This window comes from Marinospirillum insulare DSM 21763 (assembly GCF_000686905.1).
Lineage (GTDB): Bacteria > Pseudomonadota > Gammaproteobacteria > Pseudomonadales > Halomonadaceae > Marinospirillum > Marinospirillum insulare.
Genome location: NZ_JMLW01000011.1, coordinates 55,847 through 78,708, shown reverse-complemented (window position 1 = coordinate 78,708; position 22,862 = coordinate 55,847). Strand labels below are relative to the sequence as shown.

The following is a 22,862-nucleotide window of genomic DNA, read 5'->3' as shown; positions in this document are numbered from 1 at the left end:
AATATTAAACATAACTAATATCATATAAACGCTGCTAAGGCAGTAAGGCATCGCTGATGAGAAAAATAACCACTACTAAAACATGGCAGCTGTTTGCAGGGTTGCTACTAGTTTTTTTACTAGTAGAAAGTTTGCAAGCTGCTGAAAATCGTTCACCCACCACGGCTGACCATAGTAAGTTTAAAGTGCTACAGGGTGATTTTAAGTCGGCTCCAGAAGTTACTGAAGCTTGCCTAAGTTGCCATACCGAAGCAGCAAGCCAGGTTAAAAAAACTACCCACTGGACTTGGCTCTACGACCACAAAGAAACCGGTCAGCAGCTAGGTAAAAGTAAGGTAATGAATAGCTTTTGCGGCATGGTAGTCACCAACGAGCCACGCTGTACTTCTTGCCATATAGGTTATGGCTGGAAAGATATGAACCAACCCCCGCCAGAAGAAGAAAGTGCAGTGGATTGTTTAGTCTGTCACGACACCACTGGCGGCTATAAAAAATTTCCTGTTTTGTCGGGCTTTCCTACAGAAATTCCCCGCGAATGGCCTAAAGGCAGTGGCAAAATGGTGATGCCACCTAACCTAACTGAAATAGCACAGCATGTAGGCGCAAGTAATCGTGAAACCTGTGGTAGTTGTCACTTTTATGGTGGCGGCGGCGATGGCGTTAAACACGGTGATTTAGATTCTTCCCTACACAAGCCTACAGCCAGCTTAGATGTTCACATGGATGCTAAGGGTTTGAATTTTAGTTGCTCTGAATGCCATAGCACTTGGGGGCACGATGTTGCAGGTAGTCGTTACCAAGTGAATGCCAAAGATACTAAAGGGCTAGTTAATCCAGGTCATGCTGAAGTGAAAGCTGCCAGTTGTGAGTCTTGCCACAATAGCGATCCCCATCCTCAAGCCAAGCTTAATCAACACTCAGAAAAACTTGCCTGCCAAAGTTGTCATATTCCTGAATATGCCCGTGGTGGTGTAGCCACTAAAATGTGGTGGGACTGGTCAACAGCTGGGCGTTTAACTGAAGAAGGTAAACAGATAAACCAAAAAGATGAACAAGGTCGCTTAGTTTATAGCAGCCAAAAAGGTGACTTTGGTTACGGTGAAAATGTGGTTCCTACCTACGCTTGGTTTAATGGCACGGTGGAATACACGCAAATTGAAGATGAGTTTGATGCTAGCAATCCACCCTTAGGTGTTAACCGCATTCAAGGCGAAGCTGGTGATCCTGATTCACGCATCTGGCCCTTTAAAGTCATGCGTGGCAAACAACCCTTCGACACAGTTCATAACACCCTTTTAGCAACCCATGTATTTGGTGCTGACGATACGTCTTTCTGGAAGAATTTTGACTGGAATAAGGCTTTACAAGATGCCAGCGACAAAACAGGTTTTGCCTTTAGTGGCGAATACGATTTTGTAGAAACCACCATGCACTGGCCAATCACTCACATGGTTCCATCTGCTGACCAAGCTTTAGACTGTGTGGCTTGCCATAGTGCAGACAGTCGTTTAGCAGGCTTGCCGGGTATTTATATGCCAAGTCATGACAGCAATGAATGGTTAGACCGTATAGGTTGGTTAGCTGTATTGATGACTTTAATCGGTGTTGTTTTCCATAGAGTTGCGCTGATTATTTCTAGAAAAATAAACAAAGCTTAAAGTTAAAAGGAATATTGTATGAGTCAAGAAATGATATTTAAGCGTTTTGAACGTTTTTGGCATTGGTCACAAGCTTTACTTATTTTCACGCTAATTTTTACTGGTTTTGAAATTCATGGCAGCTATTCAGTGCTTGGTTTTGCTACAGCGGTGAGCGTGCATACAGTTGCAGCTTGGACACTTATTGTGCTTTGGGTGTTTGCTATCTTCTGGCACTTAACTACAGGTGAGTGGAAGCATTATTTGCCCACCAGTAAAGGTTTGTTTGCTGTGGCTTATTACTATGCAGTGGGTGCTTTTAAAGGTGAAAGTCATCCCTACAAAAAAACCACTAATGCCAAGCACAACCCTTTGCAGCGTTTAGCCTACTTGGGTTTTAAACTGTTTATCTCTCCGGTGATTTGGGTTTCAGGTATGCTGTATTTGTTTTATAGCGATTGGCCAGCCGCTTTGGCTGATGTTTTGTCGCTGCAAAGTGTTGCCTATGTGCATACCGCTGCAGCCTTTGCGATGATGGTGTTTATAGTTGGGCATGTGTATATGACAACCCTAGGTAAAACAGTGTTTAGTCATATTAAGCCGATGATTACCGGCTACGAAGAACCTGAAACACCTAAAACTAATTCATTAAAAAACTAAAAAAAGTGCCTCTAATTAGAAAAAGTTCTTAAAAAAGGTTAGATTAACCCTTAGAACTTTTTCAAGGAGGTCTTATGCAAGGTTATCAGGTTCGTAAACTGGCTATAGAAGTCGGTGCTTTTAAAGGACGCCTACGCGCATTAAGTGATAAGCAGCAGTTCTTTGATCCTCAAGGGAGTGCTGCAAAAGCAGGTATCTGTTCAGCAAGTTGGAGCTTGTTTGGTCAGCTGTGGCCAGCCAGCCAAGTGTTAGCCAAGGCAGTTAAACAGTTAGACATAAAAAGCCGGCGCATTCTTGAGCTAGGTTGTGGCTTAGGTTTGCCTAGTTTGGTTTTGCAGTATCGGGGTGCTGATATAACCGCTAGCGATCATCACCCACTGAGCGAATCTTTTCTTGATTACAATGCAAACCTAAACCATTTGCCAGCTATTCCTTATTTAGACTTGCCTTGGGGTAAAGAGGCTAAAGAAATTAAGCCTTTTGATGTGATAGTGGGTAGCGACATTCTTTATGAGCCTAACCACTCAACTTTGTTGGTCGATTTAATTAAGCGAATTGCTAAGCCCAAAGCCAAGGTCATGATTAGCTGCCCAGGTAGAGGCCACCGCAATAAGTTTAGTAACGCAATGCAAGATTTAGGTTTTAGCCTAGTAGAAAAACGTGTAGCTTTTGCTGAAGATGAAAAAGCGCCCTTTAAAGGACGCCTATTGACTTACCGCCGAGAAGGTTAAGCTCCGCTAACCAGCTGCAAGCCTACAACCGACATTACTAAAGTACCTATAAAAAATAGTCGCCATAAGGTGATAGGCTCATTAAATAATAGAATACCTGCCACTACCGTACCTAAAGCACCAATAGCTCCCCAAACTGCATAAGCCGTACCTACGGGTATGGCTTTTTCACCGCCCATGGCTTTAAACAGCAAATACATACTGATAGCTACGCAAACAGCAAAACTAGCCAACCACAAGGCTTGCGACTTGCCGCTGGTTTCTTGAGCTTTACCTAAGCTAACGGCAAACCCAGTTTCAAAAAGCCCACCAATAAATAAAATAAGCCAATTGATACTCATACTAAATTAATGACTCCTTGTTGAATGGCCATATAGCAAATAGTGCCGGCGAGCATAGACAGCAGGGCGTTACGTCGCCATAGGTGTAAAACAATAACTAAAGCAGCGGGTAGAAGTGCATCTAATCCAAAAACAGGTGTTTGCCAATGTGCAGCACGAGGCAAAAAAATAGCTACCAATACGGCCATAATACCAGCAGGTAGGTAACGCCCTAGATGCTGTGCTAAAGGGTGGTTGCTGTGTTTCCCTAAAAAAGCAAAGGGCATTAAGCGGGTTAAAAAAGTAGCTACTGCGGTCACTAATATAAAACTAACTAGGTAAAGGGTTTCATTGCTCATCCGCTGACTCCTTAATTAAGCGTCTTTTGTAGCGGTGTTTATTGGCTGGGTACTGCCAGAAAAGTACAGCGCAGATAAGCAGCATTGCAATGAGCAGCTGTTGGCTTTCTGGAAAGAACAATAAAGATAGTAAACCGGCTGCCGCACCCACCCAAATAGGAAAGCTAGACTGTAAAACCTTGTATTGTTCAATACACAAAACAATAAACAGGGCAATTAACGCAAACTCTATACCTGTCGCATCAAAGGTGAGGTTTTTACCTAGCCAGGCACCAATCCCGCAGCCTAATATCCAGTAAGCATGATTAAAAAGCGTAATTAAAAAATCTATCTGCTGTTCACGCCCTTTATCTTCGCTGCGAGCGCGGCTAGTTAACAGCGAATAGGTTTCATCGGTTAATCCAAAAATCAAATAAAACTTACGCCAACCAGCATCCTTAAAAGCTTCCAATAAAGACAGCCCATAAAAAACATGCCGAGCATTGAGCAGCAGCATGGCAATAAAAACTTGCGTTAAGCCTGTAAAGCTGACTAGCAAACTCACAGCTAAAAGTTGGCCAGAACCCGCAAAAATAGTTACTGCCATTAAAGGTGCTATCCACCAAGCGTAATCTAGCTGGGTGCTAAATAAAACACCGAAGGATGCACCTAAAGGCAGGTATCCAAAGAATACGGGTAATGAAACTTTAAGGGCAATTAATCCGTTTTTCTCTGACATTAACTACTTTTTTCCATGATTTCTGGTTTTAAGCGACGTGACGTTTCAGGGTAAAGCAGGTTAAGTGCAACTGCACCACCATCCACCACCACGGCAGCATGTTCACGCACTAACTGTCTGGGTTCAGCAGCACCACAAGAATGTGCAATGCTTTCAACTTCATGGACTAGGTTGTAGTGATAGTTGGCAACTCGCATAGCTTTTACATCGGGCACTAAGCCTTGTTGTAAGCGTGGGTTGTGAGTGGTGATGCCCGTTGGACAGGTGTTTTTATTACACTGGAGTGCTTGAATACAGCCTAGTGCAAATAAGAAGCCACGCGCAGAAACAACAAAGTCTGCCCCCATACAAATAGCTGCAGCAACTTCGGTTGGGTTGATGAGTTTGCCAGATGCAATAACACGAATACGTTCTTTTAAACCACTGTTAATCAACTGGTTAACTAAGAGGGGCAAGCTGTCCCTTAGAGGCAGGCCTACGCTATCCATTAATGCCATAGGTGCAGCACCCGTACCGCCATCAGAGCTGTCTAGAGTAATAAAGTCAGGTGCTGAAGCGGCACCTCGCTCATTAATTTTTTCACAAAAATCTTTTAGCCAACGAGTAGTGCCTAAGACCAGTTTGAAACCCACCGGCTTACCAGTGACTTCTCGCACATGGGCAATAAAGTCGAGCAGGCTATCCATGCTATCAATTTCAGGGTGGCGATTAGGGCTAATTGAGTCTTGTCCAACTGGAATACCGCGAGTTTCAGCTATTTCTTTTGTGACCTTGCTGCCTGGCAAAATACCACCTTTACCTGGTTTGGCACCTTGAGACAGTTTGATTTCAAACATTTTTACCTGTTCTAAATCGGCTAAAGCTTTGAGCTTGGTATCATCTAATCTACCTTGATCATCTCGCACGCCGTACTTAGCTGTACCTATTTGAAAAACTATGTCGCAGCCGCCTTCTAGGTGATACTTAGATAAAGCGCCTTCACCTGTGTTCATCCAGCAGCCAGCTTTTGCCGCGCCTTTGGCTAGGGCTTGTATGGCAGGTTTAGATAGCGCACCAAAGCTCATGCCCGAGATATTTAAAAATGAAGGCGCATCAAAAGGTGTTCTGCAGTTTGGACCAATACGCAAGGGTTGGGTTTGTGCCGCATCTTTTTCTAAGGTTGGAAAAGGGCAGTTTAAAAAGTAATAGGTGCCCGGCTTGGTTAGATCACGTGTAGAGCCAAAGGCGATGGTGTTATCAATGTTTTTAGCCGCACGGTAAACCCAAGAGCGTTGCGCTCGGTTAAAGGGCATTTCTTCTCTGTCCATAGCAAAAAAATATTGACGGAAAAATTCGCCTAGGTGCTCAAAAATATAACGAAAACGACCAATTAAAGGGTAGTTACGGCGCAAAGTGTGAGTGGTTTGCTTTTTGTCGGAACGGTACATCACTAAAGCTGTAACAACTAAGCTAACAGCTAAAATAAAGAACAAACTACCTATAACAACAACAAAAATAGCCGCTGCCTGAATCCAGCTCTCATTCATGGGTTTTAGTCCAGTAGATGAATAAGCTACCTATGCTAGCTTGAAGTGATAACTAAGGCCAACTAACAACCTATTGGACAAGCAAAAAACTCATTTCTCTTGTTTTTAGCTAAGTAAAAGCTGGCTAAAAGAACTTTGATGTTGGCTAACGATGGCTTGTAAGTCACTTTTTAAAAAAGGTTGTTCAAGGGTTTGGTAGGCAGGGTCTAGGCATTGTCCTGCTCTGGCAATTTGCAAAGCTACTTTGCTCACCTGTTTCTCAGCTAGCCAATGCAAAAGATTGTTAATACCTAAGAGGTTAAAATCTTGTGGGTGGAGTGTGGTTCTTACTTGGTAGTTGCAAGCTGCGGTTTGAATTAGTTGCAAACTTTTCTCAGCTTTTTTAGCAACCCCTGGGCGGCCAGTAATACGTTGATAATCCGCAGGTTCAGCTTTTATATCTAGCCCTACCCAATCTAAATAAGGTAAAAGCTTTTCTAAGCGTGAAGGGTTAACGCCAGAGGTATGCAGGCCTACTTTAAAACCTAGCTGTTGAGTTTGTATAACCGCAGGTAAAAGTGCTGCCTGGCTGGTAGGCTCACCTCCACTAAATACCACTGCCTCTAACAAACCTCTACGGCTAGTTAAAAATGCTTCTATGGTTTGCCAGTTGGGTGTTTGTTCACCAGGCTCAGTGGTTGGCTGCTTAGTCGGTAGCATTTGCGGATTATGGCAATAGCCACAGCGTAACGGACAGCCCTGGGTAAATACCACGCAAGCTAGCCTATCTGGAAAGTCTAAGGTGGTCATGGGCGTTAACCCAGCGACCACCAGGGATGGAGTGGCTGGCATAGGTTAAATTAACTAGCCAAGCTAGCTTCAGTAAAGTGGCGGCGCTCGGCATGTTCCGACTGCTTGCCAGGGTTAAACTGAGCAACAGGGCGGTGATAGCCCATGACCCGAGTCCAAACTTCGCAGCGCTGGCGCTCGTGGTCTTCAAGTTGCAGTGGATTATTGAGGTGGGTTTGATTAGTCATTTTAAGTTTTCCTTTGGTTAGGCTGATTGCATTGCTTGGTTTAACTCAGCTTGTGCTGAGCATTTTTTTCTAAGTAATTCCTCATCACACTTAGGACAAAACTCTTGTTCTCCATCTAAATAGCCATGTACAGGGCAAATAGAAAAAGTCGGTGTAATGGTTAGGTAGGGTAAATGAAAGCGACTTAAGGCGGTTTTAACTAGCTGCTTACAGGCCTGAGTGCTGGAGATTTTTTCACGCATATACAGGTGCAAAACCGTACCGCCTGTGTAGCGTTTTTGCAGCTCATCTTGTAATAGTAAGGCTTCAAAAGGATCATCAGTATGCCCTACAGGTAACTGGCTAGAGTTAGTGTAATAGGGTTTTTTAAGCGTTCCTGCCTGAAGAATGTCTGGGTAGCGTTTAAGGTCTTCTTTTGCGAAACGGTAGGTTGTGCCCTCTGCTGGTGTTGCCTCTAGGTTATACAGGTGGCCGGTTTGCTCTTGAAATTGCTGCATTTTTTCGCGTATGTAATCAAGCAATTCTAAAGCCAAAGCTTGCCCATTAGGGTCTACCAAGCTGAGTTGATCATCACTAAAATTACGCAGCATTTCATTAATGCCATTCACACCTAGGGTTGAGAAATGATTACGCAGTGTGCCTAAATAGCGTTTGCTATAGGGGTAAAGCCCTTCGTCCATCCACTGTTGAATGGCTTGGCGTTTAACTTCTAAACCATCGCGCGCTAGCTCTAATAAATAATCCAGCTGTTTAAGTAAAGCCTGCCAGTCGTTTTTATACAGGTAACCTAGGCGGGCACAGTTAATGGTTATTACGCCTAAAGAGCCCGTTTGTTCAGCAGAACCAAATAAACCGTTACCACGCTTAAGTAGTTCTCTTACATCTAGTTGTAGGCGGCAACACATAGAGCGCACCATGTGAGGCTCTAGGTCGGAATTTAAAAAGTTCTGAAAATAGGGCAGGCCATAACGGGCGGTTAAATCAAACAACAATTCAGTGTTGGGTGAATCCCAATCAAACTCGGGGGTTATATTGTAAGTAGGAATGGGAAAGGTAAACACTCGAGACTTACTATCGCCAGCCAGCATAACTTCTAAGTAGGCTTGGTTAAGTAAATCCATTTCTTCTTGTAAATCACCGTAGGTGTAGGGTTGTTCTTCACCACCAATAACGGGTACTTGGTTGGCTAAATCTTGTGGGCAAACCCAATCAAAGGTTAGGTTGGTAAAGGGGGTTTGAGTACCCCAACGAGATGGCACATTGAGGTTATAAATAAACTCTTGAATACTTTGTTTGATTTGTGGGTAGCTAAGTTGGTCTTTACGTACAAAAGGCGCTAAATAAGTATCAAAAGAGCTAAAAGCTTGTGCCCCAGCCCACTCATTTTGTAGGGTGCCTAAAAAATTAACCATCTGCCCTAAAGCGCTAGATAAATGCTTAGGTGGGTTGCTTTCTGCACGTCCTGGCACACCATTAAAGCCTTCAAACAGTAGCTGCCTTAACGACCAGCCAGCACAGTAGCCCGATAGCATGTCTAAATCATGAATATGTAAATCACCTGAACGGTGAGCTGCACCTAGGGCGGGAGAATAAACCTCGTTTAGCCAATAATTAGCGGTGACCTTTCCAGAAACATTCAGAATCATACCCCCTAAAGAGTAACCTTGGTTGGCATTGGCTTGAACTCGCCAGTCATCACGGTGCAGGTATTCTTCAATGGCATTACGCACATCAACTTGCTGGAAAGGGGTAGGGTTTTGATTAGGCATGACTTACCACATCTGGTTAATTGGTTTTATATAAACACCATATCTAGTGGTTGTTAGTCTAGGTTAATTAGAGGTGAGTACCTTGATGAATATCAAATTTAATCAGTTGGTGTTCTTTTAAGCTAACTGCCTAGTTAAATGATAAGGATTAAAAATGTTTCCCCCATCTTTGCCTGTTAGGTTTCATAAGCTGTTAGTGGCTAGCAAGTTGCTAGCTAAACTAAATACCCACCTGCCACTTTGGGTTAAAAAAAGCTTAGTAGAAACGCGGTTAAATCAGTTATTTGCTGAAGCGCTAAAAGAAGATGAGTTTGAGTTGTTAGCAGGGCGTTATCTCAGCCTTAAAATTACAGATTTAGGCGTTGAGGTGACCTTAACCTTAAAAGATCAGTGCCTAGAATTATCAGACCAACCAGCTGAAACAGTGATTCTTGGTAACTGGCCAGCTTTTGTACAGCTAGCCTTGCGTAAAGAAGACCCAGATGGTTTGTTTTTTCGCCGTCTGTTGTTAATAGAGGGGGATACCGAGCTAGGCTTAGGCGTTAAAAACCTGCTCGATAGTTTAGATTGGTCCTTAGATAAAGGCTGGTTAGGCAGTGCTTTAAATCGAATGGCGGTTATAAATTAGGGTTAATTTGTTGACCACCCGGCTCACCAAACCAGTAGCCATTGCAAGAATCTACTTCAACCAACTTTAAAGGGTCACTGCTGGGCAGCTGACCTTGGCGAGCTAAATCAAACTTATCCACAACCTCTTTTAAGCCTTGATAAATTGGACTAAGGCGTAAATGGCTCACCCCTAGTTGCTGCATATCGGGTAGTTGCTGAATTAAGTTATGGCAAGCACCAGACAGGGTTTGTATTCCATTCAGTGTAAATAACTGTTGGTCTTCTTGAGTTTTTAAAGGCAAGCCAGCTGGGTAGTCTAAGCAAACAAACTGGCAGCGGTCTTTTGGTAAATTATGGTGGCGAGCGGTAAAACACCTTGCCGACCAAGCTAGCGGCAAATGCCCAAAAGCAAAAACTTCAGTTTCAATTTTTGGATTGTTTTGCTGAATAAAAGCCTGCTGGTCAGCCAAGGTAGAGCGAGATAATTCCACAGGAAAACACCAGCGCTGCATCCCTTGTTCAGCTAGCTTTTGCAAAGTAGCGGCGTTGTATATGTTAATGGCTGCACCAGCAACAAAAGGTAGCTCTAACTCTTTGCAGACTTGTACAGCACTTAAATCATTGGCTTCAATCAACCAGTTGTTATTTTTATCTTTAACGGCTTCTAGCAACTTATTGAGAGAGCGTAAATCAGCTGTTGATTCTAATAATGTTTGGGTTGCTATCACCACTTCTTTACCCGCAGCGCTTAAAGCATCTGCAATAGCTAGCCAGTCAGCTTGTTTTAATTCACGCCTACGCGAGCAGACAGTTTCACCTAAATAAACCGTGTCTACCGGCCAGTCAGCAACCTGTCCATAAAACTGGTGAACGTCTTTAATGGGCCAAAAATAAAGTAGGGGGCCAAGAGTGAGCTTCATTGAATTACTCCAGTAACAAGGATTATTTCCAGCGGCGATGGTAGGCACCTAAGGTGGTGCTAGAGCCTTCAGATAAACTGCTGAGTGTTTTTTGCCAAGGCGTTGCCAGCTTAAAGTCATCTTGTTGTTCTTCTAATGCATCTAAGGCTTGCCGCCAAACTTCGACAATTTGTTTAACGTAGGCAGGGCTGCGCTGGCGGCCTTCTAATTTTATAGCGGCAATACCCATTTTTTTAAGTTGTGGCAGAAGGTTTAGCGTGTTCAAACTGGTGGGTTCTTCTAAGGCATGGTAGGTGGCTTCACCCACGTTAAAACGCCCTTTACATAAGGTGGGGTAACCGGCATTTTCATCTTTTTGATAGCGGTCGATTAGGGTTCCGTTTAGCCTAGATTCTAAACCCTTGGGTGTGTCTTCCCAGCGTACGGCTTTGGCAGGTGAGCAAGCACCTTTAGAATTAGGCGACTCATCGGTTAAGTAAGAAGAAAGGTAACAACGACCTTCCACCATAATGCATAGGCTACCGAAGCCAAAAACCTCTAATTCCACGGGTGAGCTTTTAACTAGGTCTGCAACCTGTGCTGCAGACAATACCCTAGGTAAAACAGCCCGTTTAATTCCAAAATTGTCAGCATGAAACTGTAAAGCAGCGGCAGTGGTTGCCGAGCCTTGTACTGATAAATGCCGATTGACGCTTGGGTGCTTGTGAGTGGCGTAATCTAGCAAGCCAATATCAGCCAAAATAAGCGCATCAACACCTAGGTTAGCTGCTTGGTCTACAGCTCTAGTCCATTCGTTCCAACCTGCGGGTTGTGGGTAGGTGTTAATGGCACAGTAAACTTTACAACCTCGGCTGTGCGCATAGTGAATACCTTCAGCAGCTTTTTTTTCACTAAAGTTAAGGCCAGCAAATTGGCGAGCATTGGTTGAATTACGAAAGCCTAGGTAAACAGCGTTAGCGCCTTGATCTACTGCGACTTTAAGTGCTGGCAGGCTACCAGCTGGGCAAACCAGCTCCATGCTTGAACTCCTAAAGAAGGGTGGGGCTTAAGTATGTTGTAATTAAAAAAAAGCAGGCTGATTTTAATCAAGAAATAATTCGCAAAAAAAAGCCCGAAGGGGGAGATCTTCGGGCCAAGTGGCAGATAAAATTATCTGGCATGAGCTGATTTAATATAGCGCCTAAGCTGGTTTGGCACTTGATACTTATCAAGCTATAAAATTAAATTATTGGTTAAAAATAATTCAGGGTCATTGATTATTATCTCACGCTTATTTGTGCTGATAAGGTTGTTCTCTTTTAAGTCAGACAAAATTCTAGAAAAAGTTTCAGGCTTCATTCCTAGGTAAGAGGCTATTTGGTATTTAGGTATGGGTAGAACAATGTTGCTAGTGGTAGCTAGGGTGTTTTTGTCACAAATACTTTTAAGGTAGGTAATCACCCTTTGTCGAGCATTGCCCGTTGTGACTACTTCAATTTCAGTGAAGTGTTTAGACCTTTTTTCTGCTAGGTAGCTTAAAAAACTGAGTGCAGATAAATTATTGCGCTCCAATGTTTTTAAATACAGTTGAGCAGAAAAGCTAATTAGGCGTGTGGGTGTAGTGGTTTCTGCAAAGTGTCCAAAGGTTTTTTCATCGGTAAATACTTCGTGTTCACCTATGGCTTGTAGTTTGGTGGCATTGCCTACTATGCGTTCAGTGCCGTCTTCAGCTAGTGTAAATAGCTTAACTGCGCCTTCAATCACTAAATAAAAGCGTTCACAAACTTCACCTTCGCTGTAAATGCTGGTGTGCGTTTGTAGCTCGTGGTGCCTTGCTTTCGTTAGAATAATTTCAAAGTCAGCCTTGTTTATTTTTTTAAACAAGGGGTGGCTGCGTACCAAGCAGCGCATGTCACACAAACCATTGACAGGGCCAAGATTCGAGTGCTTTTTACAAGCAATGCTTGGTAATACACAGTTTCTAATAGGCTTTCTGGTTGCAGTAAAATTAACTTTTGGTTGGTTCATAGTTTATGCCTCAGTTGCAAAACTACTGCACAAGAGGTGAGTCGGACTGCCCCATATCAATGCCAAGCACTGGAGCGCTACTGGCTAAGGCTTGTAGGTAGTGGCGTAAGGCTGTACGTGTAGCATTCTCTTGCAAGTATTGGCGAATTTTGGGTGCTGCCACTTCATAAGGTAGGGCTTGGCCTTCTTCGCTTTGGTCAATATAAACCAGGTGATAACCGTAGCGGCTTTCAATCGGTTGCTGGTGTAAACCAATCGGCAGGTTCCAAATTTGTCGTTCAAACTCAGCAACTGTTTGCCCGCGTGAAATTTGTCCTAAATGGCCACCTTGGTTTTTGGATTCGCAAACAGAATAACTAGCAGCTAGCTCTGTAAAGCTGTTTGGATTGCTTGTTAGTTTTTCTATTAAACTTTTAGCGACTTGAAGCTGCTGGTCACGGGCAATAGCATCATCGGGTGCAGCGGCTAACAAAATGTGCTTTAAGCTAATCAATTTAGGGCTAACCATACGGCCTTGGTTTTGTTCAAAGTACCTCAAGCAGTCTTCTTCACGAATTTCAGGTAGCTGTAGTTCTTGCTCAAGTAGGTTGGCGGTCTTTTCTTCAACTGTTTCACCTTGAATAGCTAAAGCCTCAGCTTGGGTGGCGAGCAGTTTTTCGATAACCAAACTACGCGCTGCCATTTCCCAGGCTTCTTCAGCACTGGTGCTAGGGTGGTATTGCATTTCTTGCGCAATGGCCTCTTGCTTAATGTAGTCAGCACCTACCCTTACCACTGGGAAGCTAGCGTTAGAAGCTTGGTCGTTATTAATTTGGGTAATTGGGATACTTTGCATGGCGAGTTACCTTGTTAATGCTTTGGTTCTTTAACCTAGGTACTGGCTAGGTGGTATTGGTCACCCAGCCAGTTTTTAGTCAATCACTTAATCAAGCGCGTTTGCGTACTAGCTGATAGCGACGAGTAATGTATTCCAAAGGCACACTCCAAATATGCACTAGGCGTGTGAAAGGGAAAATAACAAAGAGTGTCATACCCAAGAAGATGTGCAGCTTAAATATGGGGTGGATACCTATCATATAATTAGCTGGATTACCCTGTAGGGTGACAACCGACTGTGCCCAATGAGATAGCTGCTTCATAACTGAACCATCCATGTGACCTAGGCTAATGAAAATGGTCATTAGGCCTAAGGAAACTTGAATAAACAGTATAGCGATAACCAGTAGGTCAGCAGTGCTACCTGTAGCGCGTACATAGGGGTCGGTTAAGCGGCGCTTCAGTAAAAGTGCTGCACCTACCCAACACATCACACCTGCTATACCACCTATCACAATAGCCATGGTTTGCTTGGTTGTAGCGGTCATAAAAGGTTCATAAACCCAAGATGGGGTTAACAAACCTACTAGGTGACCAAAGAAAATGGTAATAATACCGACGTGAAACAGGTTGCTTGCTAAACGTAGGCCTTTTTTACTCACCATTTGGCTAGAGCCAGCTTTCCAAGTGTATTGAGCCTGGTCATAGCGTATCCAGCTGCCAATCATAAAGATCGCCATAGCCATATAGGGGTAAACCCCAAATACTAAGGTGTTTAAGTAATTCATAAGAACTCTCCTCTAGGTGCAGGCTCTTGCACATACAAGGGCTGAACCTTACCTAAGTCACTACGGCGCTGTTTCACTGCTTGAGACTCACCGCAGGATGCGCCTTGATCATCGACAAAACGCACCATTTCCTCTTCCCAAACCTTATCGAGTGCTTCAGGTGTGTCGTCTCTTTCTTCTGCTGCAACGGTTAGTGCCAGTTGCTGCCAGTCTGCTTCTTCACCTGCTAAAGCAACGAGGGTGTTGAAGATGGCGGCATAGTTACTTTCACGCTGTTTTAGGCGTTCAGCAACTAGGGCTAAAATGTGGCTAATAGAAGCTAACCACTGGAAAATCTCTTCAGACTCTCGGGTTGATAAGAACTCTAAGAACAAGGGCAGATAGTCTGGCAGTTCTCGCGTATCTATCTCTAAACCGGCTTGTTGATATTCGTTCATTAAATCGACCATGGCTTGGCCACGATCGCGTGATTCACCATGTACATGCTCAAATAAGAGCAGCGAGGTCGCACGCCCGCGATCAAAGGTCGCCACATAGCTTTCTTGGCTATCTAACAAGTCATTGCTGCATAGCTCATCTACTAAAGCGATAAGCGAGGGTCGACTTGCATCAGGCAAACTAGGGTCGTTCTGCAAGATTTCATCGATCTCCTGCTGAGCTGCAATCAGCTCAGCAGTGGGATAATCCAGCAGACGTGCCAGTAGGGCTAAACTTCGCATGAATTATCTCCTTAGTCTTTTAATAATGCAGGGTCGACTTGCTGAACAGCACCGATTTTTTCAACCATGGTTGTGGTGGTTTTATTGCCACCAAACAAGCTGAACTTGCTGTCGCCATGGCAACCATCACCAAAGCTGAAGCCGCAGCCGTTACGCTCTGGGTAAGCTTCACGGGCTTGCTCTCTATGGCTGGTTGGAATCACAAAGCGATCTTCGTAATCAGCTATAGCTAAGTAGCGGTACATATCTTCAGCTTGCGCTTTAGTTAAGCCTACTTCTTCTAATGCGCGTAGGTCTTCAACCCCTTCAACCTGCTGCGCTCGCTTGTACTCACGCATCGCCATTAGGCGCTTAAGTGCAAGCAAGATGGGCTTTTCATCGCCTGCAGTTAACAGGTTAGCTAGGTAGCGAACAGGAATTCTTAAGCTATCAACATCTGGCAATACGCCACTGTGCCCAAGATTACCTGCATCCACCGCTGACTGAATGGGGGATAGCGGTGGCACATACCAAACCATAGGCAGGGTACGGTATTCAGGGTGCAAGGGCAGAGCCAAGCGCCAATCCATTGCTAACTTCCAAACGGGTGATGCTTGAGCCGCTTTAAGTACGTTTTCAGTAATACCATCTTTGCGAGCCTGAGCAATCACTTCTGGGTCGTGCGGATCTAAGAAGATTTCTAATTGCTTTTCGTACAAGTCGCCCTCATCTGGAGTGCTGGCTACTTCTTGAATGCGGTCAGCGTCATATAGCAGCACACCTAGGTAACGAATACGGCCCACACAGGTTTCTGAACAAACCGTTGGCATACCTGCTTCAATGCGTGGGTAACAGAAGATGCACTTTTCAGACTTACCGCTTTTCCAGTTGTAGTAAATCTTTTTGTAAGGGCAGCCACTGATACACATACGCCAGCCACGGCATTTATCTTGGTCAATCAGTACAATACCGTCTTCTTCACGCTTATAAATTGCACCGCTAGGACAAGAAGCCACGCAGGTAGGGTTAAGGCAGTGCTCACATAGGCGGGGCAGATACATCATGAAGGTGTTTTCAAACTGCCCGTAGATGTCTGCTTGTACCTTGTCAAAGTTTTTATCTTTGCGGCGCTTAGCAAATTCAGTACCTAAGATTTCTTCCCAGTTAGGGCCCCATTCAATCTTGTTCATCCGCTTGCCAGTAATAACAGAACGTGGGCGAGCGACTGGCTGGTGCTTAACATCACCAGCGGTATGTAAATGCTGATAATCAAAATCGAAGGGCTCGTAATAGTCGTGAATATCAGGCAAGTCTGGGTTGCCAAAGATATTCGCTAGAACACGGAATTTACCGCCAATACGAGGTTCAATTTTGCCGTCATTGCGTCTAATCCAGCCACCATTCCATTTGTCTTGGTCTTCCCAATCTTTGGGGTAACCAATACCCGGCTTGGTTTCTACGTTATTGAACCAGGCGTATTCCATACCTTCACGGCTGGTCCAAACGTTTTTACAGGTTACAGAGCAGGTGTGGCAGCCTATACATTTGTCTAGGTTGAGCACCATGCCAACTTGAGAGCGAATTTTCATTTCACTGCCTCCTGCTGATAATCGTTACCTTCACCATCTAACCAATCAACACGCTTCATTTTGCGTACGATGACAAATTCGTCACGGTTAGAGCCAACGGTTCCGTAGTAGTTAAAACCATAAGCTTGGTGCGCATAGCCACCAATCATGTGAGTTGGTTTAGGGCAAGCACGAGTTACTGAGTTATGAATACCACCGCGTGTACCAGTCACTTCAGAACCAGGAATATTTACGATACGTTCCTGGGCGTGATACATCATCACCATGCCAGGCATAACCCGCTGACTAACAACAGCCCTTGCAGCGATAGAGCCGTTAGCATTAAACGCTTCTATCCAGTCGTTATCTTCAACACCTATTTCTTTAGCGTCATCTTCACTTAGCCACACAATTGGGCCACCACGTGAAAGAGTTAGCATTAATAGGTTGTCGCTATAAGTACTGTGAATACCCCATTTTTGGTGAGGTGTTAAGAAGTTCAATGCCTTCTCAGGGTTGCCATTAGGTTTAGCATTCAGCAAAGGTGCTGCTGTTTTGGTATTAATGGGTGGACGGTAAGAAACAAAGCTTTCGCCAAAGTCACGCATCCAAGGGTGGTCTTGGTAAAGCTGCTGACGACCGGTTAAGGTGCGGAAAGGAATCAGCTCGTGAATGTTGGTGTAACAAGCGTTGTAAGAAACGTGCTCATCTTCTAAGCCAGACCAGGTCGGGCTAGAGATAATCTTACGTGGCTGAGCAACAATATCGCGGAAGCGAATCTTTTCGTCTTCTTTTGGTTTAGCTAGGTGAGTGTGCTCTAGGCCAGTAATGTCTGAGAGCGCCTGCCAAGCTTTTACTGCAACTGCACCATTGGTTTCTGGTGCTAGGGTTAAAATAACCTCAGCAGCATCAATGGCCGAATCAATTTTTGGACGACCTTCAGAAGAGCCTGTTAATTGTTTGTGGTTAAGCTGTCCTAACAACTCAATTTCAGAGTCGGTATTCCAGTTAATGCCTTTACCACCGTTACCTAGTTTGTCTAAAGCTGGGCCAAGTGAAGTAAAGCGTGCATAAGTTTCAGGATAATTACGCTCAACGGTAATTAGCGAAGGTGCTGTTTTGCCAGGAATAAGTTCACACTCGCCTTTTTTCCAGTCTTGCACTTCAAATGCCTGACCTAGTTCTCCGGGTGAGTCGTGTTGTAGAGGCAAGGTAACTAGGTCGGTTTCTTCGCCTAGGTGACCCACACAAGCTTTAGAAAAAGCTTTGGCTATGCCTTTATAAATCTCCCAGTCACTACGAGCTTCCCAAGCTGGGTCAGTTGCCGCAGTTAAAGGGTGAATAAAGGGGTGCATGTCTGAAGTATTCAGGTCATTTTTTTCGTACCAGGTAGCGGTAGGAAGAACAATGTCTGAATAAAGGCAGGTAGTTGACATACGGAAGTCGAGAGTCACTAACAAGTCTAACTTGCCATCTTGTGGGTCATCACGCCATTCAACTTCTAAAGGCTTCTCACCACCTTCTTGCCCTAAGTCTTTACCCTGCAAACCATGCTTGGTGCCTAACAAGTACTTAAGCATGTATTCATGCCCTTTACCGGACGAACCTAAGAGGTTGGAACGCCAAATAAATAGGTTGCGAGGGAAGTTTTTAGGGTCATCGGGAGACTCAGAAGCAAAAGCAATTTCGCCAGATTTAAGTGCTTTAACTGTGTAGTCTTCAGGTGATAAACCAGCTGCTTTAGCTTTTTCGGCAATGCGTAAAGGGTTGGTATTTAGCTGAGGTGCAGAAGGCAACCAGCCCATGCGTTCTGAACGAACGTTAAAGTCGATTAAATTACCCTTATATTTTTCAGGGTTAGCCATAGGTGACAGTATTTCGCTCACTTCCAACTTCTCATAGCGCCACTGGCTAGAGTGGTTATAAAAGAAAGAAGTACCATTCATGTGACGTGGAGGACGTGTCCAATCACTACCAAAGGCAAGGGGTAGCCAGCCTGTTTGTGGGCGAAGCTTTTCTTGACCCACATAGTGAGCCCAACCACCACCACTTTGACCAATACAGCCACAGAATATAAGCATATTCATTAGGCCGCGGTAGTTCATGTCCATGTGGTACCAGTGGTTCATACCAGCGCCCACAATAATCATCGAGCGACCTTTGGTTTTGTTCGCTGTATCAGCAAACTCACGCGCAATACGAATCACTGTTTCGCGTGGGACACCGGTGATTTGTTCCTGCCAAGCTGGGGTGTAAGGCGCTATTTGATCATAACTAGTTGCACCATCGTCATCACCTAAGCCACGGCTAATACCGTAGTTGGCAATCATTAAGTCATAAACGGCGGCTACTTTTACTTGGCTACCATCGGCCAGTTGAAGGTTGCGCACGGGTAGGGTGTGCTTAACAACATTGTTGTGTTCAACGTGCTGCCAGTGCTCATGCTTGATACCACCAAAATAGGGAAAGCCTACGGTGACCTTGTCATCATGCGCATCAATTAAACTTAAACGCAGCTTAATGTCTTTTTGGTCTACATTGGCTTTTTGCTCTAAGTTCCAGCGACCTTTTTCACCCCAGCGGAAACCGATAGAGCCATTAGGTGTAACGTACTTGTCTGACTCTTCGTCTATAGCAATGGTTTTCCAGTCAGGATTATTTTCTTGGCCTAGCTGGTCAGCAAAGTCGCTAGCGCGTAAAAAACGACCTGGCGCATAAACACCATCATCGCGTTCTTCCAACATAACCAAGTAGGGCATGTCGGTGTAACGGCGCACATAGTCGGTAAAATATTCACTCGGGTTGTCTAGGTGAAACTCTTTAAGAATAACGTGACCAAAAGCCATGGCTAAAGCAGCATCAGTACCCTGTTTAGGGTTAATCCACTGGTCAGCTAATTTGGCAACTTCGGCATAGTCAGGGGTAATGGCTACGGTTTTAGTGCCCTTGTAGCGAACTTCGGTAAAGAAGTGAGCATCAGGCGTACGGGTTTGAGGAACGTTAGAACCCCAAGCAATAATGTAGTTACTGTTATACCAGTCAGCCGATTCTGGAACGTCGGTTTGCTCACCCCAAGTCATAGGAGAGGCTGGAGGCAAGTCACAGTACCAGTCATAGAAACTGAGGCAGACACCGCCAATTAAAGACAAGTAACGGCTACCTGCAGCGTAGGAAATCATTGACATGGCAGGAATAGGTGAGAAGCCAATAATGCGGTCTGGGCCGTGCTCTTTGGCAGTGTAGACGTTAGATGCAGCAATTAGCTCATTCACTTCTTCCCAGTCAGAACGTACAAAACCACCTAAACCACGGCGCTCTTTGTACTGTTTAGACTTCACTGGGTCTTGAACAATAGAAGCCCAAGCTTCGACTGGGTCACTAAACTCTTGTTTAGCCTTGCGCCAGAGTTGAATCAGTGACTTGCGCATTAATGGATATTTAAGGCGGTTCGCGCTATACATGTACCAAGAGTAGCTAGCACCACGAGGGCAGCCACGAGGTTCATGGTTAGGTAAATCTGGGCGGGTACGTGGATAGTCAGTTTGCTGGGTTTCCCAAGTTACTAGGCCATTTTTAACGTAAATTTTCCAGCTACAAGACCCAGTACAGTTAACACCATGCGTAGAGCGCACAATTTTATCGTGCTGCCAGCGTTGACGATAACCATCTTCCCAGTCACGGTTGGTTACTTGTGTTTCGCCATGCCCATCAGCAAAGGGCACCCTTGATTTCTTAAAATAATTCAGTCGATCGATGAAGTGACTCATAGTCGCTCTCCCGGACTCCTCAGGATAAAAAGACAGTTGATAGATTTATAAAAACCGATAAAACTGCCCGCTACACAACTGAGTTTGTACTAGCTTTTAAAAAAATACTGTATGAATACCACCAGAAATAGCCAAAATACCCCTTAAGAGATACTCTGGGTTTAGGTGTTTTATGGGAAGGTAGTTACTCAATAACCCAAGAGTGAAGTGTGTGAGAAAAAAGTCTCTAGTCACCCGCATTGCAGTCCACATGGTCATTATTAGTTTTATGGCCCTAACCAGTATCTTGGTTTCTTATGTAGTTTCTGACCGTATGAAAGGTGATGCAGCGGCATTAAATATTGCTGGTTCTTTGCGTATGCAAACTTTTCGCATTGTTAACAGTCTGCAAGAAATTCGTTTAGATAATGATGTTAAAGCAGAAGCGAATGAAAAATTAATCAAAGCCACGAAGGGTTTTGTAGAAAGGCTAAAAAATAAAGAGTTGGTTGATTCAATACCTCGTTCTAATGATCATAGTTTGCATCTTTTGTATGAAGCCGTAGTAGATAAGTGGCAAACAAATATAAACCCTAAACTTACCGAAGTTGGTTCTAGTAGTGCTTATGAGTTAATTGAATTAGAAGCTTTGCTGGATTCGCAATACCATTTAATTGACAACATGGTCTCTTCCTTAGAAAAAAGTACCGACAATAAAGTTAAGCTGCAAATATTTATTCAAACCACTTTTATGTTGTTAGCCTTGGTCGCTATTCTAATAGCCTTTTTAGACATTAGAGAAAAAGTGGTTATCCCCTTAGCTAAACTAATGGCGCAAGTTAAAGAGGTGCGCCGAGGTAACTTTGTCGTTCGCAAGCAGGCTAAGAATAATGATGAGTTATCAGACCTAGGTGAGGCGGTTAATGATATGTCGCGAGACCTCTCGCTTAACTACCGTAGTTTAGAAAAACTCGTTTCTCAAAAAACACAAGAACTAGAACGTAGTCATCAAGCCTTGCAGCTGCTACACGATACTGGGCGGTTGCTCTATGAAAATAGCGATAATATTTGCCACAATGCTGTTCCTATGTTGAAAAAACTAGAAGAGTTAATCGATATAGGCTCGATAAATCTTTATTTAGATGACCAGCAAAAAAGCATTAAGGTGATGACGACTCTAAGTGCGACTCGGCCTGTTTATTGCCGTAACTTAGACTGTTCAGCTTGTATAGATAAAAGCTCTTTAACCAATGTAACCATTGCCGGTGGACACGAGCATATGTATTTACCTGTTGCCACAGCAGGTAGACGTTTAGGCACTCTAGATGTTGCCTATCCCTTAGGTCGCCAGTTAAGCCAAAGAGCAGTGCGACTATTGCAAACTTTAGCCGATCAATTAGCAACTGCGGTTTATATTCAGCAGCAAATGCAAGAAGGTCAGCAGCTTTCTTTGTTAGAAGAGCGCAGTATTATTGCCCGTGAGCTGCATGATTCCTTAGCACAGTCACTTTCTTATTTAAAAATTCAAATCAGCCGCTTACAAAAACAACAAAAGAAAGAGAATGCCTCTGAAAAACAGCAAGAAACACTGGGAGAAGTTCGCGCAGGTGTTAGTAATGCTTATCGCCAACTACGCGAGCTCCTAACCACCTTCCGTTTGGAGCTAGATAAACCAGGCTTGAGATCTGCTATAGAAAAAACGATCGAGGAGTTCTCAGAGCGCTTAGGTTTTAATATTTTTGTAGAATTTGATCTGCCCTCAGACTTATTAAGCCCAAATGAAGAAATTCATGTGTTGCAAGTGATTAGAGAAGCACTCTCCAATGTGGTAAAGCATGCAAAGGCAACCAATGTTAAGGTTTTAGTGGGCAGAAAAGGCGATGAGGTCGAGGTGGCAATAGAGGATAACGGCCGAGGGTTTAAAGAAGCTAGCTCACCAGACCAACATTATGGCTTAGTGATTATGCGTGACAGGGCTTTAACCCTAGGAGGTAAAATCAATCTTTATAACCGTAGAGGGGGTGGCGTTGGGTTGTATTTAAGCTTTATACCTGCCTCGCTACAGCTGCAGTCAGCAAGCACACCAGCCTAAAGGCATAAAATTTTAGTGGGATTAAAAAATGAGTGAAGAGCAAGCAAAGATCATTATTATTGACGACCATCCGCTTTTGCGTAAAGGCATAAAGCAGCTAATAGAAGATGAAGAAGATTTGCTGTTGGTGGGTGATGTTGGTAGTCCAGAAGAAGGTGTGAAAATTGCTTTAGAGCTAGATCCAGATTTGATTCTTTTAGATTTGAATATGCCAGGCACCAACGGTATAGAGGTGCTCAAGCAGTTAAGAGCAGAAGGCGTTGCATCACGAATAGTTATGTTTACTGTATCTGACCATGAGGAAGACGTGGTAGCGGCTTTAAAGTCAGGTGCTGATGGTTACTTATTAAAAGATATGGAGCCAGAAGATCTATTAGAAGAATTGCGCCAAGCGGCCTTGGGTAAAATGGTGGTGAGCGAAAGGTTAACCACACTTTTGGCCAAAGCCTTGCGTAATCAGCGCTCAGCTACTTCTGGTCCAGATATTGCCAATTTAACTGCACGCGAAATGCAAATAATGCGCTTAATTGCTGAAGGCTTATCTAACAAAATGATTGCCAGGCGCTTAGATGTAACCGAAGGCACAGTAAAAGTGCATGTAAAAAACCTACTCAAAAAAATGCAGCTACGCTCAAGAGTTGAAGTGGCAGTTTGGGCGGTGCAAGAAGGCGTGACACGTCATCCAGAGTAGATTTAACTTTTGCTAATAAGTACCTACAAAAATCTAATGGGTCAGTTTTTTATAGAAAACCAAAGGTAAATTCAAGAAAACACTTTAAAAACAAAGAGATGGACTTTCTGTCGGGCTATTACTTAATGAGTAGAAGACAAAAACTACCTATTTTGGGCAACTACTTTTTTAATTGTTAAAGCGTATCTTTA

Annotated in this window: 21 protein-coding genes; 6 read left to right on the top strand and 15 right to left on the bottom strand. The window is 44.0% G+C overall.

Going from position 1 to position 22,862, the window contains the following annotated elements:
* The first annotated feature begins 56 nt into the window (after window positions 1-56).
* The 3 genes from BP27_RS0106120 to BP27_RS0106110 all read left to right on the top strand — a co-directional run bounded on the left by BP27_RS0106120 (window position 57) and on the right by BP27_RS0106110 (window position 3,028).
* Window positions 57-1,658 carry a tetrathionate reductase family octaheme c-type cytochrome gene (locus tag BP27_RS0106120; protein WP_036239540.1) on the top strand — a complete coding sequence of 534 codons (1,602 nt, stop codon included), beginning with the start codon at window positions 57-59 and terminating at the stop codon, window positions 1,656-1,658.
* Between the two features lie 18 nt (window positions 1,659-1,676).
* On the top strand, window positions 1,677-2,297 hold the full coding sequence (locus tag BP27_RS0106115; protein WP_027850802.1) for a cytochrome b/b6 domain-containing protein: 621 nt from the start codon (window positions 1,677-1,679) through the stop codon (window positions 2,295-2,297).
* 74 nt (window positions 2,298-2,371) lie between these two features.
* Window positions 2,372-3,028, top strand: a complete 657-nt coding sequence (locus BP27_RS0106110; protein WP_027850801.1) for a class I SAM-dependent methyltransferase — start codon at window positions 2,372-2,374, stop codon at window positions 3,026-3,028.
* On the opposite strand, the gene BP27_RS0106105 is transcribed toward BP27_RS0106110, so the two are convergent.
* The 7 genes from BP27_RS0106105 to BP27_RS0106075 all read right to left on the bottom strand — a co-directional run bounded on the left by BP27_RS0106105 (window position 3,025) and on the right by BP27_RS0106075 (window position 8,736).
* Window positions 3,025-3,369, bottom strand: coding sequence for a DMT family transporter (locus tag BP27_RS0106105; RefSeq protein ID WP_211251284.1), 345 nt, complete (start codon window positions 3,367-3,369; stop codon window positions 3,025-3,027). The two genes, BP27_RS0106110 and BP27_RS0106105, sit on opposite strands and share 4 nt — an antisense overlap.
* Window positions 3,366-3,707, bottom strand: coding sequence for a branched-chain amino acid transporter permease (locus tag BP27_RS0106100; RefSeq protein ID WP_027850799.1), 342 nt, complete (start codon window positions 3,705-3,707; stop codon window positions 3,366-3,368). The genes BP27_RS0106105 and BP27_RS0106100 overlap by 4 nt, the downstream gene beginning before the upstream one ends.
* Window positions 3,697-4,425 carry an AzlC family ABC transporter permease gene (locus BP27_RS15415; RefSeq protein WP_036239538.1) on the bottom strand — a complete coding sequence of 243 codons (729 nt, stop codon included), beginning with the start codon at window positions 4,423-4,425 and terminating at the stop codon, window positions 3,697-3,699. The genes BP27_RS0106100 and BP27_RS15415 overlap by 11 nt, the downstream gene beginning before the upstream one ends.
* Complete coding sequence (locus tag BP27_RS0106090; RefSeq protein ID WP_027850798.1) at window positions 4,425-5,951, bottom strand: FMN-binding glutamate synthase family protein; 1,527 nt, start codon at window positions 5,949-5,951, stop codon at window positions 4,425-4,427. Before BP27_RS0106090 ends, BP27_RS15415 begins: the two co-directional genes overlap by 1 nt.
* A gap of 105 nt (window positions 5,952-6,056) precedes the next feature.
* Window positions 6,057-6,782 carry an anaerobic ribonucleoside-triphosphate reductase activating protein gene (locus tag BP27_RS15410; RefSeq protein WP_036239536.1) on the bottom strand — a complete coding sequence of 242 codons (726 nt, stop codon included), beginning with the start codon at window positions 6,780-6,782 and terminating at the stop codon, window positions 6,057-6,059.
* 8 nt (window positions 6,783-6,790) lie between these two features.
* The gene (gene nrdD / locus BP27_RS17500; protein ID WP_036239534.1) at window positions 6,791-6,967 is read right to left on the bottom strand and encodes an anaerobic ribonucleoside-triphosphate reductase; all 177 of its coding nucleotides are present in this window, start codon (window positions 6,965-6,967) and stop codon (window positions 6,791-6,793) included.
* Between the two features lie 17 nt (window positions 6,968-6,984).
* Complete coding sequence (locus BP27_RS0106075; protein WP_027850796.1) at window positions 6,985-8,736, bottom strand: ribonucleoside triphosphate reductase; 1,752 nt, start codon at window positions 8,734-8,736, stop codon at window positions 6,985-6,987.
* 154 nt (window positions 8,737-8,890) lie between these two features.
* Here BP27_RS0106075 and ubiT point away from each other — a divergent pair, with 154 nt between their 5' ends.
* A complete protein-coding gene (ubiT, locus tag BP27_RS0106070; RefSeq protein ID WP_027850795.1) occupies window positions 8,891-9,364 on the top strand; it encodes a ubiquinone anaerobic biosynthesis accessory factor UbiT in 474 nt (157 codons plus the stop codon).
* On the opposite strand, the gene BP27_RS0106065 is transcribed toward ubiT, so the two are convergent.
* From BP27_RS0106065 to BP27_RS0106025, 8 genes are all read right to left on the bottom strand, one after another.
* A complete protein-coding gene (locus BP27_RS0106065; RefSeq protein ID WP_036239530.1) occupies window positions 9,354-10,265 on the bottom strand; it encodes a U32 family peptidase in 912 nt (303 codons plus the stop codon). The two genes, ubiT and BP27_RS0106065, sit on opposite strands and share 11 nt — an antisense overlap.
* A gap of 22 nt (window positions 10,266-10,287) precedes the next feature.
* Window positions 10,288-11,283 carry a ubiquinone anaerobic biosynthesis protein UbiU gene (gene ubiU / locus BP27_RS0106060; protein ID WP_027850793.1) on the bottom strand — a complete coding sequence of 332 codons (996 nt, stop codon included), beginning with the start codon at window positions 11,281-11,283 and terminating at the stop codon, window positions 10,288-10,290.
* Between the two features lie 194 nt (window positions 11,284-11,477).
* Complete coding sequence (locus tag BP27_RS0106050) at window positions 11,478-12,272, bottom strand: Crp/Fnr family transcriptional regulator (protein ID WP_027850792.1); 795 nt, start codon at window positions 12,270-12,272, stop codon at window positions 11,478-11,480.
* A gap of 22 nt (window positions 12,273-12,294) precedes the next feature.
* Window positions 12,295-13,107 carry a peptidylprolyl isomerase gene (locus BP27_RS0106045; protein WP_027850791.1) on the bottom strand — a complete coding sequence of 271 codons (813 nt, stop codon included), beginning with the start codon at window positions 13,105-13,107 and terminating at the stop codon, window positions 12,295-12,297.
* 91 nt (window positions 13,108-13,198) lie between these two features.
* Complete coding sequence (narI, locus tag BP27_RS0106040; protein WP_027850790.1) at window positions 13,199-13,876, bottom strand: respiratory nitrate reductase subunit gamma; 678 nt, start codon at window positions 13,874-13,876, stop codon at window positions 13,199-13,201.
* The gene (gene narJ / locus BP27_RS0106035; protein WP_027850789.1) at window positions 13,873-14,595 is read right to left on the bottom strand and encodes a nitrate reductase molybdenum cofactor assembly chaperone; all 723 of its coding nucleotides are present in this window, start codon (window positions 14,593-14,595) and stop codon (window positions 13,873-13,875) included. The genes narI and narJ overlap by 4 nt, the downstream gene beginning before the upstream one ends.
* Before the next feature lie 11 nt (window positions 14,596-14,606).
* Window positions 14,607-16,163 carry a nitrate reductase subunit beta gene (gene narH, locus BP27_RS0106030; protein ID WP_027850788.1) on the bottom strand — a complete coding sequence of 519 codons (1,557 nt, stop codon included), beginning with the start codon at window positions 16,161-16,163 and terminating at the stop codon, window positions 14,607-14,609.
* Window positions 16,160-19,909 (bottom strand): nitrate reductase subunit alpha, encoded by a 3,750-nt coding sequence (locus tag BP27_RS0106025; protein WP_027850787.1) that lies wholly within the window; start codon window positions 19,907-19,909, stop codon window positions 16,160-16,162. The genes narH and BP27_RS0106025 overlap by 4 nt, the downstream gene beginning before the upstream one ends.
* Before the next feature lie 211 nt (window positions 19,910-20,120).
* Between BP27_RS0106025 and BP27_RS0106020 the strand changes: the two genes are divergently transcribed.
* Window positions 20,121-21,980: a histidine kinase gene (locus BP27_RS0106020; RefSeq protein ID WP_027850786.1), complete on the top strand. Its 1,860-nt coding sequence runs from the start codon at window positions 20,121-20,123 to the stop codon at window positions 21,978-21,980.
* Between the two features lie 28 nt (window positions 21,981-22,008).
* Complete coding sequence (narL, locus tag BP27_RS0106015; RefSeq protein ID WP_027850785.1) at window positions 22,009-22,671, top strand: two-component system response regulator NarL; 663 nt, start codon at window positions 22,009-22,011, stop codon at window positions 22,669-22,671.
* The last annotated feature ends 191 nt before the right edge of the window (window positions 22,672-22,862 follow it).

Coding starts and splice junctions, on each gene's coding strand:
- BP27_RS0106105 (WP_211251284.1), bottom strand. CDS start 3,369: ATGAGTATCAATTGGCTTATTTTATTTATTGGTGGGCTTTTTGAAACT.
- narI (WP_027850790.1), bottom strand. CDS start 13,876: ATGAATTACTTAAACACCTTAGTATTTGGGGTTTACCCCTATATGGCT.
- narH (WP_027850788.1), bottom strand. CDS start 16,163: ATGAAAATTCGCTCTCAAGTTGGCATGGTGCTCAACCTAGACAAATGT.
- BP27_RS0106025 (WP_027850787.1), bottom strand. CDS start 19,909: ATGAGTCACTTCATCGATCGACTGAATTATTTTAAGAAATCAAGGGTG.
- BP27_RS0106120 (WP_036239540.1), top strand. CDS start 57: ATGAGAAAAATAACCACTACTAAAACATGGCAGCTGTTTGCAGGGTTG.
- BP27_RS0106110 (WP_027850801.1), top strand. CDS start 2,372: ATGCAAGGTTATCAGGTTCGTAAACTGGCTATAGAAGTCGGTGCTTTT.
- BP27_RS0106075 (WP_027850796.1), bottom strand. CDS start 8,736: ATGCCTAATCAAAACCCTACCCCTTTCCAGCAAGTTGATGTGCGTAAT.
- BP27_RS15410 (WP_036239536.1), bottom strand. CDS start 6,782: ATGCCAGCCACTCCATCCCTGGTGGTCGCTGGGTTAACGCCCATGACC.
- narJ (WP_027850789.1), bottom strand. CDS start 14,595: ATGCGAAGTTTAGCCCTACTGGCACGTCTGCTGGATTATCCCACTGCT.
- BP27_RS0106100 (WP_027850799.1), bottom strand. CDS start 3,707: ATGAGCAATGAAACCCTTTACCTAGTTAGTTTTATATTAGTGACCGCA.
- ubiU (WP_027850793.1), bottom strand. CDS start 11,283: ATGGAGCTGGTTTGCCCAGCTGGTAGCCTGCCAGCACTTAAAGTCGCA.
- narL (WP_027850785.1), top strand. CDS start 22,009: ATGAGTGAAGAGCAAGCAAAGATCATTATTATTGACGACCATCCGCTT.
- nrdD (WP_036239534.1), bottom strand. CDS start 6,967: ATGACTAATCAAACCCACCTCAATAATCCACTGCAACTTGAAGACCAC.
- BP27_RS0106065 (WP_036239530.1), bottom strand. CDS start 10,265: ATGAAGCTCACTCTTGGCCCCCTACTTTATTTTTGGCCCATTAAAGAC.
- BP27_RS15415 (WP_036239538.1), bottom strand. CDS start 4,425: ATGTCAGAGAAAAACGGATTAATTGCCCTTAAAGTTTCATTACCCGTA.
- BP27_RS0106090 (WP_027850798.1), bottom strand. CDS start 5,951: ATGAATGAGAGCTGGATTCAGGCAGCGGCTATTTTTGTTGTTGTTATA.
- BP27_RS0106045 (WP_027850791.1), bottom strand. CDS start 13,107: ATGCAAAGTATCCCAATTACCCAAATTAATAACGACCAAGCTTCTAAC.
- BP27_RS0106050 (WP_027850792.1), bottom strand. CDS start 12,272: ATGAACCAACCAAAAGTTAATTTTACTGCAACCAGAAAGCCTATTAGA.
- ubiT (WP_027850795.1), top strand. CDS start 8,891: ATGTTTCCCCCATCTTTGCCTGTTAGGTTTCATAAGCTGTTAGTGGCT.
- BP27_RS0106115 (WP_027850802.1), top strand. CDS start 1,677: ATGAGTCAAGAAATGATATTTAAGCGTTTTGAACGTTTTTGGCATTGG.